This window comes from Mesorhizobium sp. Cs1299R1N3 (assembly GCF_037179625.1).
Lineage (GTDB): Bacteria > Pseudomonadota > Alphaproteobacteria > Rhizobiales > Rhizobiaceae > Mesorhizobium > Mesorhizobium salmacidum.
Window position 1 is genome coordinate 337150 of sequence record NZ_JAPYKQ010000003.1, and the last position, 16675, is coordinate 353824.

The 16675-nt window shown below is 62.2% G+C and carries 15 protein-coding genes; 9 read left to right on the forward strand and 6 right to left on the reverse strand.

What is annotated here, in order from left to right; genetic code table 11:
* Window positions 1–6: 6 nt before the first annotated feature.
* Window positions 7–1266 carry a sarcosine oxidase subunit beta gene (locus O7B34_RS10155; protein WP_140718090.1) on the reverse strand — a complete coding sequence of 420 codons (1260 nt, stop codon included), beginning with the start codon at window positions 1264–1266 and terminating at the stop codon, window positions 7–9.
* Between the two features lie 199 nt (window positions 1267–1465).
* Here O7B34_RS10155 and O7B34_RS10160 point away from each other — a divergent pair, with 199 nt between their 5' ends.
* From O7B34_RS10160 to O7B34_RS10190, 7 genes are all read left to right on the forward strand, one after another.
* Window positions 1466–3952 (forward strand): mechanosensitive ion channel family protein, encoded by a 2487-nt coding sequence (locus O7B34_RS10160; protein WP_337145940.1) that lies wholly within the window; start codon window positions 1466–1468, stop codon window positions 3950–3952.
* Window positions 3953–4104: 152 nt separating this feature from the next.
* Complete coding sequence (locus O7B34_RS10165) at window positions 4105–4368, forward strand: hypothetical protein (RefSeq protein ID WP_337145941.1); 264 nt, start codon at window positions 4105–4107, stop codon at window positions 4366–4368.
* Window positions 4369–4655: 287 nt separating this feature from the next.
* Window positions 4656–7217, forward strand: coding sequence for a GcvT family protein (locus O7B34_RS10170; RefSeq protein WP_337145942.1), 2562 nt, complete (start codon window positions 4656–4658; stop codon window positions 7215–7217).
* Window positions 7218–7307: 90 nt separating this feature from the next.
* On the forward strand, window positions 7308–8156 hold the full coding sequence (locus O7B34_RS10175; protein WP_337145943.1) for a DUF1194 domain-containing protein: 849 nt from the start codon (window positions 7308–7310) through the stop codon (window positions 8154–8156).
* 114 nt (window positions 8157–8270) lie between these two features.
* Window positions 8271–9221, forward strand: a complete 951-nt coding sequence (locus O7B34_RS10180) for an ABC transporter substrate-binding protein (protein WP_337145946.1) — start codon at window positions 8271–8273, stop codon at window positions 9219–9221.
* 68 nt (window positions 9222–9289) lie between these two features.
* Window positions 9290–10063, forward strand: a complete 774-nt coding sequence (locus O7B34_RS10185) for an ABC transporter permease (protein ID WP_140502780.1) — start codon at window positions 9290–9292, stop codon at window positions 10061–10063.
* Window positions 10060–10845 carry an ABC transporter ATP-binding protein gene (locus O7B34_RS10190; RefSeq protein ID WP_337145948.1) on the forward strand — a complete coding sequence of 262 codons (786 nt, stop codon included), beginning with the start codon at window positions 10060–10062 and terminating at the stop codon, window positions 10843–10845. Before O7B34_RS10185 ends, O7B34_RS10190 begins: the two co-directional genes overlap by 4 nt.
* 37 nt (window positions 10846–10882) lie before the next feature.
* Here O7B34_RS10190 and O7B34_RS10195 read toward each other — a convergent pair whose 3' ends face one another.
* From O7B34_RS10195 to O7B34_RS10205, 3 genes are all read right to left on the reverse strand, one after another.
* Entirely contained in the window at window positions 10883–11821 is a 939-nt protein-coding gene (locus O7B34_RS10195; RefSeq protein ID WP_263485819.1) for a GlxA family transcriptional regulator, read from the reverse strand.
* A gap of 339 nt (window positions 11822–12160) precedes the next feature.
* Window positions 12161–12295 (reverse strand): hypothetical protein, encoded by a 135-nt coding sequence (locus tag O7B34_RS10200; RefSeq protein WP_013894968.1) that lies wholly within the window; start codon window positions 12293–12295, stop codon window positions 12161–12163.
* Window positions 12296–12645: 350 nt separating this feature from the next.
* On the reverse strand, window positions 12646–12831 hold the full coding sequence (locus O7B34_RS10205) for a hypothetical protein (protein ID WP_027145885.1): 186 nt from the start codon (window positions 12829–12831) through the stop codon (window positions 12646–12648).
* A 220-nt stretch (window positions 12832–13051) separates the two neighbouring features.
* On the opposite strand from O7B34_RS10205, the gene O7B34_RS10210 reads away from it, so the two are divergent.
* Window positions 13052–13951 carry a LysR substrate-binding domain-containing protein gene (locus O7B34_RS10210; protein WP_015317416.1) on the forward strand — a complete coding sequence of 300 codons (900 nt, stop codon included), beginning with the start codon at window positions 13052–13054 and terminating at the stop codon, window positions 13949–13951.
* On the opposite strand, the gene O7B34_RS10215 is transcribed toward O7B34_RS10210, so the two are convergent.
* Window positions 13952–14905, reverse strand: coding sequence for an alpha/beta hydrolase (locus O7B34_RS10215; protein ID WP_337145950.1), 954 nt, complete (start codon window positions 14903–14905; stop codon window positions 13952–13954). It lies immediately after the preceding gene.
* A gap of 216 nt (window positions 14906–15121) precedes the next feature.
* Window positions 15122–15307, reverse strand: a complete 186-nt coding sequence (locus O7B34_RS10220) for a hypothetical protein (protein WP_337141737.1) — start codon at window positions 15305–15307, stop codon at window positions 15122–15124.
* A gap of 316 nt (window positions 15308–15623) precedes the next feature.
* Here O7B34_RS10220 and O7B34_RS10225 point away from each other — a divergent pair, with 316 nt between their 5' ends.
* Complete coding sequence (locus O7B34_RS10225) at window positions 15624–16664, forward strand: acyltransferase family protein (RefSeq protein WP_337145951.1); 1041 nt, start codon at window positions 15624–15626, stop codon at window positions 16662–16664.
* Window positions 16665–16675 lie beyond the last annotated feature (11 nt).

Below are 16675 nucleotides of genomic sequence, written 5' to 3' on the forward strand. Positions count from 1 at the left end.
ATGTTCCTAATGAAGCCGCGGGTTCGCGCCCTGGCCCTTGTCGTCGATCACCAGGCCGCGATGAAAGCGGTCCAGCGTGAAAGGGGCGTTGAAATCGTGCGGCTGGTCCTTGGCGATGGTCCAGGCAAAGCACCACCCGGAAGCCGGCGTCGCCTTGAAGCCGCCATAGCACCAGCCGCAATTGAGATACATGCCAGGCAGGGGCCCAATGGTGATGATCGGCGAACCGTCCATCGACATGTCGCAGACGCCGCCCCAGGAGCGCAGCATGCGTACACGCGCTAGGCCCGGGAAAAGCGCCAGCATCTCGCTCATGACCTCATCTACGATGGGCAGGTTGCCGCGCTGGGCGTAGCTGTTGTAGCCGTCGATGTCGCCGCCATAGACAAGGCCGCCCTTGTCGGACTGCGACATGTAGAAATGGCCCATGCCGAAGGTCACGACGGTGTCGATGAAAGGTTTCAGGGATTCGGTGACGAAGGCCTGCAGCACATGGCTCTCGATCGGCATCGTCTCGACGCCGGCCAACTGCATGACGCGGCCGGTGCTGCCGGCCACCGCGACCGCTACCTTCTTGGCCCTGACATCGCCGCGCGATGTGGTAACGCCAGTGATGCGGTCGCCGTCGCGCAGGAAGCCGGTGACCTCGCAATTCTCGACGATGTCGACGCCGCGCCGGTCGGCGCCGCGCGCATAGCCCCAGGCGACCGCATCGTGCCGCGCGGTGCCGGCGCGCCGCTGCATCAGGCCGCCAACGACGGGAAAGCGTGCATCATTGGAGATATCGAGCGCCGGGATCAGGCGCTTGATCTCGGCTGGCGTCATCAGTTCCGCATCGACGCCGAGATGGCGCATGGCGTTGCCGCGTCTTGCGTAGTCGTCGAACTGAGCCGGCGTGTGCGCCAGGTTCAGGCAGCCGCGCTGCGAGAACATGACGTTGTAATTGAGTTCGTGCGACAGGTTCTCCCACAGCTTCATCGAATGTTCGTAGAAGCGGGTGTTGGCGGGCAGGAGATAGTTCGAGCGAACGGCCGTCGTGTTGCGGCCGACATTGCCGGAGCCCAGCCAGCCTTTCTCCAGCACCGCGACATTTGTGATGCCGTGTTCCTTGGCTAGATAGTAGGCGGTCGCCAGGCCGTGACCGCCGCCGCCGATGATGATGACGTCGTAGGATGCCTTCGGATCCGGCTTGCGCCAGGCCGGCTTCCAGTCCTTGTTTCCCTTGAACGCGTTCGCGAGCAGCGAAAGGGCCGAGTACTCTGCCATGTGTAAGGTGTCCGTTGCGGGCGATGCGGCAGACTATAGAGCAGGGGGCTGATAGAAAGCCAATATTGCGCCATCGCCTTTCGACTGGCCGACGCTTGATGTGTGCGATCGGTCGCGGTGACTTGCCCCATGATATGGCCGTCTTTATCAAGGACAGGCTTTTTGAATGCCTTTGCCGCCCGCGAGTCGCCGATCCATCATGTTTTTTCGATTGCTTCGCCTCATTCTGGTCCTGGCGCTTGTCGTTGCGGCGCCGCTGTCGTTCGAGGCGGCGGCGCAAGGCGTTGGCCAGGCGCCCGCCGGACTGGTCGCCGACCAGCAAAAGATCATCCAGGGCCTGACGACCAAGGCCGACAATTTCGAGAAGCAGACACAGCAGGATGGCGAGGACGACAGCAACCTCGTCGATATCCGCCTGCAGCTCGAGGAATTGTCGCGGCAATCGCTGACCAGCGCGCTGGCGTTCCGCACGCGCCTGGGCGAAATCAACAGCCGGCTCGAACAGCTCGGGCCGCCGCCTGCCGCCGGCCAACCGGCGGAGCCCGACATCGTCAGCGGCGAACGCCAGGCGCTGACGTCTGAAAAGGCGGAGATCAACGCGGTCATCGCGCAAGCACAGACCTTGTCGATCCGCATCAGCGGACTGATCGACAAGATCGGCAACATGCGCAGCGCGCTGTTCCGGAATCTGTTGACCAAGCGCTACGTGCTCTCGGACGCCTTGAGCCCGCAGGTGTTTTCCGATGCGCGCGACGAGTTCGGCAATTTCTACAAGGCGGTGTCGTCCTGGCTGAGCTTCGCCATCAAGTTCAAGTTCCAGGCCATCCTGGCGGCAACCTTCGTGGCGCTCGGCCTTGCGCTGGTGCTGCTGGTCGGCGGGCGGCGCCTGTTCGGGCGGGTGTTCGAGGCCGAATCCAGCAATGAGGACCCGTCCTATCTCAGCCGCCTTTCGGTGGCCTTCTGGTCGACCTTGCTGCCGACGCTGGCGGTTGCCGCCTTTCTCGGTTCGACTATTTTCTTTTTCAATTATTATAATGTGTTGCGCGGCGATATCGGGCTCTTCCTGAATGCGCTGGCGGCCGTCATCGGCGTGGTGTTTTGCGTCAATCGGCTGACCAATGCTGCGCTCGAGCCGCGCCTACCGAACTGGCGGCTCATTCCCGTCGAAACCGGCCCGGCGCGCTGGCTGGTGCGGCTAGCGACAGCCATGGCCGTGGTCATTGGCGCCAACTATTTCCTGTCGATCGTCAACGACAAGATGGGCTCGCCGCTGTCGCTGACCATCGCCCGCAGCTTCGGAGCCGCCATAACCGTCGGCGTCATCCTGATGCTGATGGCGATGCTGAGGCCGTTCAGGGCGCGTGACGGAAGCTGGCGACCATGGCCGGCATGGCTGCGCTATACATCGCTCGCCCTTGGCCTGTTCACCATCGTCGCGGCGCTGCTCGGTTATATCGGCCTTGCGCTGTTCGTCTCGCAACAGGTCGTGGTCACCGGCACCGCGCTGATAACAGCCTATATCGGCTTCCTGTCGGCGCAGGCGATCGGCGAGGAGGACGCTTTCGCCAACACGTCGGTCGGGCGCTGGCTGTCGGCCAATTCCAGCTACGAGGATACCGCACTCGACCAGCTCGGCCTTGTCGTCAGCATCGCCATCAACGTGATGATCGTGCTGGTGTTCCTGCCGCTGATCCTTTTGATGTGGGGCTTCCAGCCCGGCGATATCGAGGCGTGGGCGTACAAGCTCGCAACCGGGATCAATATCGGTTCGGTGACGATTTCGGTCACCGGTATCCTGTCGGGCATCGTCGTCTTCGTCATCGGCTATTTCCTGACGCGCTGGTTCCAGGGCTGGCTCGACGGCTCGGTCATGGCGCGCGGCAAGGTCGATACCGGGGTCCGCAACTCGATCCGGCTGGCGGTCGGCTATGCCGGTGTTGCTCTTGCGGCGCTGGTCGGTATTTCGGCGGCCGGCATCGACCTCTCCAGCCTGGCGCTCGTCGCCGGCGCTCTCTCCCTCGGTATCGGCTTTGGCCTACAGAATGTGGTGTCCAATTTCGTCTCCGGCCTGATCCTCTTGGCTGAGCGGCCGTTCAAGGTCGGCGACTGGATCGTGGCCGGCGACGTCAGCGGCACGGTCAAGAAGATCAGCGTGCGTGCCACCGAGATCGAGACTTTCCAGCGGCAGTCGGTGATCCTGCCCAATTCGAACCTGATCAACAATGCCGTCGGCAACTGGACGCACCGCAACAAGCTCGGCCGCATCGACATCAAGGTCGGCGTCGCCTATGGCAGCGACGTCAAGCATGTCCACGCCGTGCTGCTGGATATCGCGCGCAGCCATCCGCTGGTGCTGAAGAACCCCGAGCCGTTCGTGCTGTTTTCCAATTTCGGACCCGCCGCGCTCGAATTCGAGATTCGTCTGTTCCTGGCCGATGTGATGAACGGCAACATCGTGCAGAACGACATCCGCTTCACCGTGCTGGAGAAATTCGACGACCAGCACATCGAAATCCCTTCAACGCCTCGCGCGGTCGTCGAGGCCAAGAAGCACGTGGCATGGCCGACCGATGACGACAAGATCGAGGCCGATTTCGCCGAACAGCAAGAGGCCAAGGCGCAAGCCGAGGCCGAGGCGAAAAAGCTGCCTAGGCAGCGTAAGTCGAAGAAGCCCGATCCGGATTAGACTGAAATTTCAGGGTTGCACGTCGCCAAGACCAATTGCGGCATGAATGCGGCATTCAGTTGCGGTTCAGCTTCCATCTCATATAAGCTCCATGCAAAGGCGAAAATGCCTTGTGAAATGCAACAGAGGCGGTGGGAACACCGATATTGCAAATGTGGAAGTCTCTCGTCGCCGTCGTGGCTTTGCTCGCCGTGAGCGGCTCGGTCCATGCCGCAAGCGCGGTCAACAAGGACGCCGAGACGCGCACGCTGGTCGTGACCGAGGGCGGCAGCAAGACCGAGCTTGCGCTGGCCGGCGGCGAAACCGTCGAGTTCTGCCAAAACGGTTGCTTCGTCACCTTGCCCAATGGTGACCTCGAAGCCCTGACCGGTTCGGAAACCGTCGAGATTTCCGGCGGCGTCGCCCGCATCAAGTAATCTCGGTGGCATGATTGGAAAGGCCGGGCGTTTGCTCGGCCTTTTATCGTTTCCGGTAGCTGTCTAACAATGACGCTGAAAATCCCGCCGCTATCAGCTTGGCTTCCAGGCCGAGGACGTGTCGGCGTTTGCCTGATGGGTAGCTGTTTTCCCTGATTTGGGAAGGGTCGCGCCGCATCTTCGGCGTGTCGCAAACAGGCGGTAGCGCCGTGCCCGTCGCCTGCATATTGTGCGCCGATCAAACGGGCGTCGGCGCCGCCCGCAACAGCATTCTGGAGTCGCGGGCAATGGCAGAGTTTCCGAAAAAGGCGAAGGTCGTCATCATTGGCCTCGGCGGCATCGTCGGCGCATCGATCGCCCATCATCTGATAGAACGCGGCTGGGACGACATTGTCGGCATCGACAAGTCAGGCATCCCGACCGATATCGGCTCGACCGCGCATGCGTCGGACTTCTGTTACACCACGAGCCATGATTTTCTGTCCTGCTGGACGACGCTCTATTCCATCGATTTCTACGAGAAGATGGGCCATTACGCGCGCGTCGGCGGCCTTGAGGTCGCCCGTGTCGGCGACGACGGCCGCATGGATGAGATCAAGCGCAAGATCGCTTCGGCCAAGGCTTTCGGCACGCGCGCCCGTTTGATCGAGCCCGCCGAGATCAAGGAAAAATTCCCGCTGATCGAACAGGATCTGGTGCAGGGCGGCCTGTGGGATCCGGACGCCGGTCTCGTCATTCCGCGCTCGCAGACCGTTGCCGGCAAGCTGGTCGACCAGGCCGAAGCGTCCGGCAAGCTCAAATCTTTCGCCAACACGCCGGCGAAGTCGCTTGTCGTCAAGGATGGCCGCATCAGCGCCGTGGTGACGGACCGCGGCACGATCGAGGCCGACTACGTCATCGTCTGCGCCGGCATCTGGGGCCGGCTGATCGCCGAGATGGTGGGCGAAGACCTGCCGGTCATGCCGATCGACCATCCGCTGACCTTCTTTGGCCCGTACACCGAGTTCGCCGGCACCGGCAAGGAGATCGGCTGGCCGCTGCTGCGCGACCAGGGCAACTCGGCCTATATGCGTGACACTGGCGATCCCAAGACCGCCGAGGGCGGCCAGATCGAATGGGGCTATTACGAAGAGACCAATCCGCGCCTCTGCCACCCGCGCGACCTGCTGGAGAAGGACCAGGCGCGGCTGTCGCCGTCGCAGCGCGATCTCGACATGGAGCAGATCCTGGCGCCGCTCGAACGCGCCATGGAACTGACGCCGATCCTGGGTGAACTCGGCTATAACGAAAGCCATTCGTTCAATGGCCTGCTGCAGGTGACGGCCGATGGCGGCCCGTCGATGGGCGAAAGCCAGAAGGTGAGGGGGCTTTGGTATGCCGTCGCCATCTGGGTCAAGGACGGCCCGGGCATGGGCAAGCTGATCGCCGACTGGATGACGGACGGCCGCACCGAGATCGACCACCACGCGATCGACTATGCGCGCTTCTATCCGCACCAGACCAAGGAACAGTTCATCTGGGATCGCTGCACCGAGACGGCGATGAAGGTCTACAATCCGGCGGTGCATCCGCGCGAACCCTTCTCCAAGGCCCGCAACATCAGGCGTTCGCCGTTCTGGGAACGCGAGAAGGAACTCGGCGGCTATTTCATGGAACTCGGCGGCTGGGAGCGCGCGCACGGCTACGCCGCCAACGAGCATCTGCTTGAGAAGTATGGAAACCGTGTGCCGGTGCGCGAGAACGAATGGGACAACCGCCACTTCTGGCGCGTCTCCAACGCCGAGCATCTGGCGATGAGCGAGGATTGCGGCATCGTCAACCTCTCGCATTTCTCCATGTATGATATCGAAGGACCCGACCATGTCGCGCTGCTGGAATGGCTGTGCGCGGCCAAGATCGGCGGCGACAACAACGTCGGCAAGGGCATCTACACCCACTTCCTCGACGAGGAAGGCATGGTGCGCGCCGACTTCACCGTGATCCGCATGGCCGACCGCTGCCGGCTGATCGACGGCGCCGACGCGGGGCCGCGCGACTTCCAGTACATGCGCCGTACGGCGCAGGACAAAGGGTTCGACGTCACGATCACCGATGTGACCGAGAAGTACGTCACCATCGGCATCTGGGGGCCGAACGCGCGGGCGACGTTGCAAAAGGTGGTCGAGAAGCCGGATGGGCTTTCGCCGGAGAATTTTCCTTTCGCGGCGATCAAGCCGGTCAAGATCGGCGGCAAGGACATCACTGCGTTCCGCATCTCCTATGTCGGCGAGCAGGGCTGGGAACTGCATATGCGCTACGAGGATGGTCTGGCCGTCTGGGACGCGCTCCGCTCGACAGGCGTCATGCCGTTCGGCGTCGAGACCTACGCCAATACGCGCCGCATGGAGAAGAGCCTGCGGCTGCAGAACGCCGACCTCTTGACCGAGTATAATCTGCTCGAGGCCGACCTTGCCCGACCGAAGGTCAAGGAGAACGATTTCTGCGGCAAGGCCAAGCACGTGGAGTATCGCGAACGCGCGCACCAGCCCGCCATGCTGTGCACGCTGGTGATGACCGAGAACAAGGATTCCAGGGGTGTTGCCCGTTATCCCGTCGGCATCATGCCGGTGATGGACCCCGAGAGCGGGGATACACTGGTCGACGAACTCGGCCGCCGCTCCTTCACGACATCGGTCGCCTATGGCCCGACCATCGGCAAGAACATCGCGCTCGCCTATCTGCCCTGGGCCTATGCCCAGGAGGGCCGCACGCTCAAGGTCGAGTATTTCGGCGAGACTTATCCGGTTGAAGTCGCCAGCGTTGGCTATAAGCCGCTTTACGACCCGGAGAATCTCAAGCCGCGGAGCTGATCGCCCGCGGCCGGGCTCGCTATTGGATCAGCGCAGCCACGGCCGGGCTTTTCTCTTTTTCGGTGGGCGATTCTGGCTTAACCTTGCGCAATGTCTGGTTTGCCCTGCGCGAGACATCTGCTTTCCGCCGCTGCCGCACTGGCGCTGACGCTCTGGCTGGCGCCGAGATCCCACGCCGACGAGCCGGTCGATGTCGAGCTGGTGCTGGCGGTGGACGTTTCGCTGTCGATGTCGGCGGAGGAGCTGGAGATACAGCGCCATGGCTACGCGGCGGCGCTGACGCATGACAATGTGCTGCAGGCGATCGCCGATGGCGCCTATGGCAAGATCGCCGTCACCTATGTCGAATGGGCTGGCACCGGCTGGCAACACGTCATCGTACCGTGGACGGTGATCGCAAGCCGGCCCGACGCCGAGCGGGTGGTGGCGCAATTGTCGGCCCAGCCGCCCAACAGCGCACGGCGCACCTCGATCTCCGGTGCATTGGAGTTCGGCAGCGACCTTTTCGCCGAAAGCGGCTACCAGGGAACCAAGCGCGTCATCGACATTTCGGGCGACGGGCCAAACAACCAGGGCGCGCCGGTCAATCTCGTCCGCGACGGGGTGGTCAGCCAAGGCATCGTCATCAACGGCCTGCCGCTGATGACCCGGGGCGGCTTTTCCGGCGTCTATGACGTGAACGATCTCGACCGCTACTACAGCGACTGCGTCATCGGCGGCGCCGGCGCCTTCATGATCCCGGTCAATGACTGGACACAATTTCCCGAAGCCATCCGCCGCAAGCTTGTGCTTGAGCTTGCCGGTCCGGCGTCATCCTATTGGGTGGCGGAGGAGGCGGACCATCCGCCAGTGGAGCTGGCGCAGGACAAGCCCGCCGCCGACTGCCAGGTCGGCGAGAAAATGTGGCGCAACCGCAACTGGATGCCCGACAGCAGGTAGAGCAATTCCAAACCGGGTTGCCGGCTGCTTTATGCGCAAACACGTTCCTGTTGATTGACAAGCTCATCGGCCTCTGTGAACAATTTCCCCCAGAAAAACAAAAGGGGAACTGACATGAACAGGATAACCGTCTTTGCTGCGACATTGACGCTTGCCGCGGGGTTGGCCGCGCCGGCGATGGCCGCCACGTCACTCACCATCGGCATCAGCGGCTGGACCGGATTCGCGCCGCTGACACTCGCCAAGCAGGCAGGGCTGTTCGAGAAGCATGGCCTCGACGTGACCTTGAAGAAGGTGCCGCAGGCCAGCCGACCGCTCGCCATCGCCAGCGGCGACCTGCAATGCGCCGCCACCACGGTCGAGACCTGGCTGGTCTGGAACGCCAGCGGGGTGACCACCAAGCAAATCTTCCAGCTCGACAAATCCTATGGCGCCGACGGCATTGTCGTGCGCAACGACATCAAGACCGTCGCCGACCTCAAGGGCAAGAATGTAGCGTCCTCCGCGCCGGGAACGTCGCCCTATTTCATGCTGGCCTGGGTGCTGAACAAGAACGGCATGTCGACCAAGGACGTGACCGTCGTCAATCTCGAGCCTGACGCGGCGGCGCAAGCCTTCCTCGCCGGCCAGAATGACGCGGCCGTCACCTACGAGCCTTTCATCTCGGCCGTGCGCGACAAGGCCGACCAGGGTCATATCCTGGCGACCACGCTCGACTATCCCATGGTTCTCGACACGGTCGGCTGCACGCCCGAATTCCTCAAGACCAATCCCGACGCCGCCAAGGCGCTTGCCGACAGCTATTTCGACGCTCTCGACATGATCAAGAAAGATCCGCAGAAATCCTACGAGATCATGGGCGCCGACGTGAAACAGTCTGCCAAGGAATTCGAGGATTCGGCGAAGTACCTGAAATGGGCCGACAAAGCCGCGAACAAGCAGTTCTTCACCAAGGAATTCCAGGACTTTTCCAAGACCGCCGGCGACCTGCTGCTGCAGATGGGGCTGATCAAGGAGGCGCCCGACGTCGCCACGCTGGCCGACACCAGCGCCGTGGCGAATTGACGGTTCAATCCTCCGACACCGTGCGGCGGCGCGGTGCGCCGCCACTTTCCCGCTGACAAAGGATGAAGATGCGCCCCTTGCATCCTGTCTCACCGAGCCTGCGAACAGTGCTCGGTATTTCCTTCTTCGTGCTGTTCGTGGCCTTCTGGGCCTGGATCACACTTGGCGGCCACGTCAACCGCATCTTCCTCGCCGACCCGCTGTCGATGCTGCGGGACGGCTGGCGGCTGCTGGTCGAGGACCGTTTCTGGCTCGACATACTGATCACCATCTGGCGGGTCTTCGGCGGCTTTGTGCTGGCCTCGGTCGTCGCCGTGCCGCTCGGCATCGCCATGGGCGCCTGGAAGCCGGTGGAAGCGTTTCTGGAACCCTTCGTCTCCTTCGCCCGCTACCTGCCGGCCTCGGCTTTCATTCCGCTGCTCATCTTGTGGGCCGGCATTGGCGAGCTGGAGAAGCTTCTCGTCATCTTCGTCGGCTCGGTGTTCCAGGTCATCCTGATCATTGCCGTCAAGGTCGGTTCCACACGGCGCGACCTGGTCGAGGCCGCCTATACGCTGGGCTCGACCAACAATGGCATCGTCAGGCGGGTCATCATGCCGGCCAACGCGCCCGAGATCGCCGAGACGCTGCGGCTGGTGCTCGGCTGGGCTTGGACCTATGTCATCGTTGCCGAACTGATCGGCTCGTCGTCGGGCATCGGCTATATGATCATCAACAGCCAGTCGCGGCTGGCGACCGGGCAGATCATCTTCGGCATCATCGTCATCGGCCTGATCGGGCTGTTGTCCGATTTCGCTTTCAAGGCGTTCAACCGCTGGCTCTTTCCATGGAGCCTGGCGTGAGCAAGCTTCTCATCGAGGGCGTTGCGCGCACCTTTGCCGGCGTGCGCGGCGGAGAGCCGGTTAGGGCGCTGATGCCGGTGGATCTTGCAGTTGCGGCCAATGATTTCATCACCATCCTGGGGCCGTCGGGTTGCGGAAAGTCGACGCTGTTGAGGATCGTCGCCGGCCTGGAAGCGCCAAGCGAAGGCCGCGTTCTGCTCGACGGCAAGGCGGTGACGAGACCCGGGCCGGATCGCGGCATGGTCTTCCAATCCTATACGCTTTTCCCCTGGCTGACGGTCGCCGAAAACATCGCTTTCGGCCTGCGCGAACGCGGCATGGCCGAGGAGGAGAGGGACGGGATCGTTGCCTCCTATGTCGCTCTCGTCGGGCTGAAGGGGTTCGAGAACCATTGGCCGAAGCAGCTTTCCGGCGGCATGCAGCAGCGCACGGCGATAGCGCGGGCACTGGCCAACGATCCGGAAATCCTGCTGCTGGACGAGCCGTTCGGGGCCCTCGACAACCAGACGCGCGGGCTGATGCAGGAATTGCTGCTCGGCATATGGGAACGGCGCAAGAAAACGGTGCTGTTCGTCACCCACGACATCGAGGAGGCGATCTTCATGGCCTCGCGGGTCATCGTGATGACGGCGCGGCCCGGCCGCATCAAGTCGGATGTCGCCATCGACCTGCCGCATCCGCGGCACTACACGCTGAAGACCAGTCCGGAATTCTCGGCGTTGAAGGCACGGCTGACCGAGGACATCCGCGTCGAGGCGATGCGGACCGCAGAGGTGCACTAACCGCTCACGGCTCGGTCGTCTGCGCGTATGGTTGGGCTCAAGCCGCCAGCAACTGCTTGCGGTCTACGCGCTCCTGCTGCGGCGAGCGGGCGTAGAGCTCGCGGTAACATTTTGAGAAATGCGAGGCCGAGACGAAGCCGCAGGCGACCGCCACCTCGACCACCGGGAGCGACGACTGGATCAAGAGATGCCGGGCGCGGTCGAGGCGGATTTCGAGATAGTAGCGGGCTGGGGAGCGGCCCATCTCGGTGCGGAACAGCCGCTCGATCTGGCGGCGCGACAGGTCGACATGGTCGGCGATCTCGATCAGCGAAAGCGGCTCGGACAAATTGGCCTCCATCAGTTCGATGATGGTCAACACTTTCGAGTTCTGCACGCCAAGGCGGGCGCGCAGCGGCAGGCGCTGGCGGTCGGTGGGGCTGCGCACACGGTCGGTCAGCACCTGCTCGCACACGCGGTTGACGAGGTTCTCGTCGAAATCGTCGCCGATCAGCTTCAGCATCATGTCGAGCGCGGCGGTGCCGCCGGCGCAGGTGTAGATGTTCTGGTCGATCTCGAACAGGTCGGCAAAGACATTGGCCTTCGGGAAGGCCTCGGAAAAGCCCGGCAGGTTTTCCCAATGGATGGCGCAGCGCTTGTTCGACAACAGCCCGGCGGCGGCCAGGATATGCGCACCGGTGCACAGACCGCCGACGGCGACGCCGCGGTTGTATTCCTCGCGCAGCCAGGCAAAAGCCGACTTGTTCTGATAGCGCTCGACATTGGTGCCGCTGCAGACGATGGCCATGTTCGGGCGGTCCGGCCCGGCCATCTTCTTGCGTTCCTCCTCCAGCGAGGTGTTGACCGCACACTCCACGCCGTTGGAGGCGCGCACCGGCTTGCCGTCGATGCTGGCAAGGCGCCAGCGATAGGCCTCGTAGCCGAGCATCCGATTGGCGGAGCGCAACGGGTCCAGCGCGGTCGCAAAAGCGATCATGGTGAAATCGGGAACAAGGAAGAACACAAACGACCGCTTGATCGGATGCTTGACGGCGTTCACGGGGAACCTCATCTGGCCATGACGCGAACAGGATGTCGCGAATAGCATAGCGTCATCAGGAAAAACCATTCCTGTCAATCGGCTAGGCGGCTTTAGCAGGATTAAATTTGCGACATGGGTCGCAAATGGGCAATCGCCGCGCGGTGCTGCTCAAACCAGGCCACCGTCAGGTTGTGAAAAGGCGATGGAAGCGCAACAGATAAACGCCGCCTCGGCGGAACCGAAGCGGCGGCAGTCAACTCTGAAGCCGTGGCAGGGAGCGCGGCTGTGGAGGTATCAGGCGACGAAGCCGAGACGCGCCGCAGCCATGGCGCCGGTCTGGCCGGGCATGGTGTTGGCGAGGCGCTGACGCTCGAGAGCGGTGGTCAGGTTCATTTCGCGGCGGGCGAAGAGGCGGGCAAAAAGCTTCATGATCATCTCCAATCGGTTGCTCAGACGGGTCGCCTTCGCTTGATGGAGTGGGGCAGCTCGTTTGCTGACGGGGATATAGGCTTGTAGAAGCAGAAACTAAATCGCAAAAGCGAAGCGCTTGATATGAAAAGCGACACCGATTGCGACAGATTTGGGCAGGTTGCCGGTGTTGTGCCCAATATTTACGAACATTTACAGTTGGTTGGCTTCAAAAACGAGCTGCCATGCGGCTTGCTCATATGCGCCATGCAGCGGCAGCATGGCTGCTGAATTCGTTTGAATACAAATAAAATAGAGAAGGCCTGCCGGGCGGGTTGCGCGGCAGGCCTTCAGCACGGGGTACACACGATCTACTTTGCTCCAGCCCAGGATCCGACGCCATTGCGAATGCCGGTCTTGGTGTCGGAAGCTTCCGGCCAGCCGATATCCTTCTGCAACTCGATCGGCAGGGAACGGATGGCGCGTTCGGTCTGGTAGCGGGCGCGGGCGGCGTTGAATTCGGTCGCGATGCGGCCGAGGGACGACAGGATAGACATTTCGATCTCCTTTGCTGCGGCGCGGGAGGCGCCGGCAATGCATTACGTCAGGTCTGTTTTCAGCTTCATTACATGTCGAATGCAGGTCTGCGTCGTGGTCGTTTCGTGGCCGCTTTTGGCGGCATGCTGCTTCGATGGAGTTGACTATGCTCCTGATCTGATGTTCAATCAAACGAAATGGAATGATGCTTTGTATCAGAAAAATTGAAGGCCGATCGTCATGAACGCCCCACTCAATCACCCGCTGCCGCTGCTCGACCTCGACGTTTTGCGCACTTTCGTGGCGATTGCCGAGACGGGCAGCTTCACCACCGCGGCCAATGCCGTTTTCCGCACGCCGTCGGCCGTCTCCATGCAGATCAAGAAGCTGGAGGACATTCTCGGCCGCTCGGTGTTCGCGCGCGATGCGCGTTCGGTGACGCTGACCACGGACGGCGAAATGCTGCTCGGCTATGCCCGGCGGCTGTTGTCGATCAACCGCGAGGTGGTGTCGAAGTTCATTATCCCCGATATTGTCGGCGTGGTGCGGCTCGGCTCCCCGGATGATTATGGCGAGCGCGTGCTGCCGCATGTGCTGAAGCGTTTCGCGCAGTCGCATCCCTCGATCGCGGTCGACGTCACCATCGACCAGAGCAGCAATCTGCGCCGGCGCATGGACGACCGCGCGCTCGACATCACGCTGTTGACGAACTCCTATAAGACCAGCGCGCTTGGCGCCGAGGTGCTTTTGACCGAGCCGATCGTGTGGGCCGGCGCCAAGGGCGGCTGCGCGCATCTGCGCGAACCGCTGCCGGTCTCATTGTGGGAAGAAGGCTGTGCCTGGCGGGCCGGTGCGCTCGAGGCATTGGGCCGCGAGGGCCGCAACTATCGCGTCGCTTACATGAGCGCCCATACCGCAGGCCAGCGAGCCGCGATCATGGCAGACCTTGCGGTCGCGCCGCTGCCGCGATCGTTCCTCGGCAACGACATGGTCGAGCTCTGCCCGAAGGACGGCATGCCCGATATCGGCACTTACAATCTTGCCATGGTGGTGGCGCCGGACGCCAGCGCACCGGTCAAGGCCGTCGCCGACCACATCCGCGCGACTTTCGAAGTGTTCAGGGAAACCGGCAAGTTCTGATCATCCGGGATACTCGGACCGAAGGCGCTGCTCCGCCGCCTCTGCGGAGGCGGCGATCGGCGAAGGGCTCTGGCTCAGGAAAGCAACGATGTGTTGGCGCGCGCGCCGCGCTTCCGGCATATCAATCAGCGGCCAGACGTGGAACATGCCTTCCTCGTAAACCAACTCCACCTCGACACCGGCGGTGCGGGCTTTTTGTGCAAAGATCAGATTGTCGGGCGTGAGAAGATCGCGGGAGCCCGTCAGGAGCAATGTCTTCGGCAATACCGACAGATCGCCATAGACCGGGCTGATGCGCCAGTCGGTCGGATCCATACCGGCACTATAGAGCCGGATTGCCTCCCGCCCACCGGCAATACCCAACCATGGATCGTTCCGCTCCGCCTCGAATACTTCGGGGTTTGCGAGCGAGACGTCGAGCCCGGGTGAAATCAGCACATGACGCGAGGGTACGGACAAACCCTCTTCCGCCGCCATCATGGTCAGCACCACGGCCATGTTGCCGCCGGCGGAATCGCCCATGAAGATGATGTCTTCCGCTTCTGTCTCCTCGAGCATCCGGCGATAGACAGCGCCGACCATGCCGAACATGGCGTGGAAGTTGTGCTCGGGGGCGATGGGATAGATCGGCACGGTGATGCCGTAGCCCAGCCGGTCGGCCATATCGGCGATCAGATACCAGTGATAAGGCGTGATCTCAAAGACATAGGCGCCGCCATGCAGGTAGAGTATCTGCTTGTGCTCTCCGGCCCTGGGCGCGATTTCGTAGACCGGAAAGCCGTCCACGCTGCGCGTCTGGATATCGTAACGCTGCTGCAGCAAGGCCGGCGGACGGTGATCCTCGGTCTTGCGCGCGGCCGCTATCCAGCGCTGCAGGTTTTCCGGGCTGGAAAAGGCCTGCTTGCGGCTGTGCCTGAGCACGAAGGACACGACGTGGCTTTTCAAACTTGGCATGCGGATACACGGACTTCGGCGGCAGCCGACTAAGAGAATTCCCCTTCATTCTTGAAGATCGTGCCCTGGCCAAAGATGTCAAGATCAGCACCGTGTCCACACGCTGGTGTGATCAGTGGCGCGGCAGAAGTGCCGCGCGCAGCCGGTTGTTGGCGATCGGTGACGTACGAGGTCCCCGGCGAAGGCCGAGCAATTTGCATTTGTCGGTGAAGGTCATCAGCGCGTCGTACCCAGAAGCAGCGAGGCGAGCGTGGCCTGCGGATCGTTCGGCGGCGATGCCGGCCACCCGATGTCCTTCCGGACATGCGCCGGCAAGCTGTTCAGCGCGCGGATCGCCTTATTCCTGGCATGAGCTTGCCTGATGGTCACACCGAAGCGGCCGAGATTTTCGAGCATCGACATTTTCATCTCCCTTGAAGAACGGCGGTGGCCAAGGACTTCTTGGCCGCCGTTCGATGCGGGGTAAATGCGCCTGCCATGTATCGGATGGATATCGCGAAAATAGCGCGTTCGTTTCCAGATCGGCCTAATCTGGAAACATTGCATACAAATGAGTTTTCGAGGCGTCGAAGTCGTTTTCAGATCCCGATAAATTGGACGTCCTCGGGCGGTGGTGCGCTGCCACTCGAATAGAAAATGGTTGACAAGTCGCCCCGCAACTGCCTGTAATTGTGCAGCGCAGCAGCAGAAGTGTGCGTTGCAGCACAGCGCGGAAACCATGACCGGGGTCATCGTGCCGAGTATCCACAGCATTCAGTATCTGCGGGCGCTAGCTGCGAGTGCTGTGGTCTGCTTCCACGTCAGCGAGCAGTTCGACGGCCCGTTCTCTGTCGGTGCCGCAGGGGTCGACGTCTTCTTTGTGATCAGCGGTTTCATCATGTGGGTGACGACGGCGAGCCGCCCGGCGGATCCAGTGGGCTTCATCGGCCGCCGGATCACCCGCATCGTGCCGCTCTACTGGATCGTCACCTTCATGACTGCCGCAGCCATGCTGATCAAGCCACAGTTTTTTTACGATCAGTTGCTCAGCCCGCTGAGCCTCGGCCGCTCGCTGTTCTTCTTGCCGCTTCTGCAAGACGGCGCATTGCATCCCGTCGTCCTCCAGGGTTGGACGCTGAGCTACGAGATGATGTTCTATCTCGTTTTCGCCTTGACTCTTTTTCTGGGCGAACGACGGCGTCTGGGCGTGCTCGTCGGCAGTCTCACCATCATCGTCGCGCTGCATTTTGTCTTGCCCGACGGATATGCGCGTTCCTTCACCAGCCCAATCGTGCTCGAATTCGCTGCCGGCGTCATTCTCGGACGCCTGTGGCTCCAGGACGTTCGGCTCTCGTTGGTGCTGGCCCTGACGCTGCTTGGTGGTGGGTTTCTTCTGCTCGCCGTCATCCCGTTGGTCGACGCCGATATGCCGCGCGTATTGCGCTGGGGCATCCCGGCCATGCTGATCGTGGCGGGCGCGGTCTTTGCCGAACGCGCTCGGCCGTTCAGGCCCGTGGCGTTGTTCAGCTTCCTCGGCGAAGCCTCCTATTCGATCTATCTTTGGCACGCCCTGGTGGCCGTCGCGGTGACGGGCATCACCTTGCGGCTCGGCGTGCTGCCGGCATTGCAGCCGGCGCTGATCGTCGTTCTCAGCCTGGTGTTCTCGGCGATGCTTTATCTGGTCGTTGAAAAGCCGCTCATCCGGGCGCTGCACCCCTCACGCCCCAAAGGCATCAAGCGCGGAAAAGAGACCCCGCTTACCCAGGCCGCAGACACATGAATCCGATCGCA

What these genes read in the sequence shown, in the direction of transcription:
- O7B34_RS10160 (WP_337145940.1), top strand. Translation starts at nt 1,466, where the DNA reads ATGTTTTTTCGATTGCTTCGCCTCATTCTGGTCCTGGCGCTTGTCGTT.
- O7B34_RS10225 (WP_337145951.1), top strand. Translation starts at nt 15,624, where the DNA reads ATGACCGGGGTCATCGTGCCGAGTATCCACAGCATTCAGTATCTGCGG.
- O7B34_RS10175 (WP_337145943.1), top strand. Translation starts at nt 7,308, where the DNA reads ATGTCTGGTTTGCCCTGCGCGAGACATCTGCTTTCCGCCGCTGCCGCA.
- O7B34_RS10165 (WP_337145941.1), top strand. Translation starts at nt 4,105, where the DNA reads ATGTGGAAGTCTCTCGTCGCCGTCGTGGCTTTGCTCGCCGTGAGCGGC.
- O7B34_RS10205 (WP_027145885.1), bottom strand. Translation starts at nt 12,831, where the DNA reads ATGTCTATCCTGTCGTCCCTCGGCCGCATCGCGACCGAATTCAACGCC.
- O7B34_RS10215 (WP_337145950.1), bottom strand. Translation starts at nt 14,905, where the DNA reads ATGCCAAGTTTGAAAAGCCACGTCGTGTCCTTCGTGCTCAGGCACAGC.
- O7B34_RS10185 (WP_140502780.1), top strand. Translation starts at nt 9,290, where the DNA reads ATGCGCCCCTTGCATCCTGTCTCACCGAGCCTGCGAACAGTGCTCGGT.
- O7B34_RS10170 (WP_337145942.1), top strand. Translation starts at nt 4,656, where the DNA reads ATGGCAGAGTTTCCGAAAAAGGCGAAGGTCGTCATCATTGGCCTCGGC.
- O7B34_RS10210 (WP_015317416.1), top strand. Translation starts at nt 13,052, where the DNA reads ATGAACGCCCCACTCAATCACCCGCTGCCGCTGCTCGACCTCGACGTT.
- O7B34_RS10195 (WP_263485819.1), bottom strand. Translation starts at nt 11,821, where the DNA reads ATGATCGCTTTTGCGACCGCGCTGGACCCGTTGCGCTCCGCCAATCGG.
- O7B34_RS10200 (WP_013894968.1), bottom strand. Translation starts at nt 12,295, where the DNA reads ATGAAGCTTTTTGCCCGCCTCTTCGCCCGCCGCGAAATGAACCTGACC.
- O7B34_RS10155 (WP_140718090.1), bottom strand. Translation starts at nt 1,266, where the DNA reads ATGGCAGAGTACTCGGCCCTTTCGCTGCTCGCGAACGCGTTCAAGGGA.
- O7B34_RS10180 (WP_337145946.1), top strand. Translation starts at nt 8,271, where the DNA reads ATGAACAGGATAACCGTCTTTGCTGCGACATTGACGCTTGCCGCGGGG.
- O7B34_RS10220 (WP_337141737.1), bottom strand. Translation starts at nt 15,307, where the DNA reads ATGTCGATGCTCGAAAATCTCGGCCGCTTCGGTGTGACCATCAGGCAA.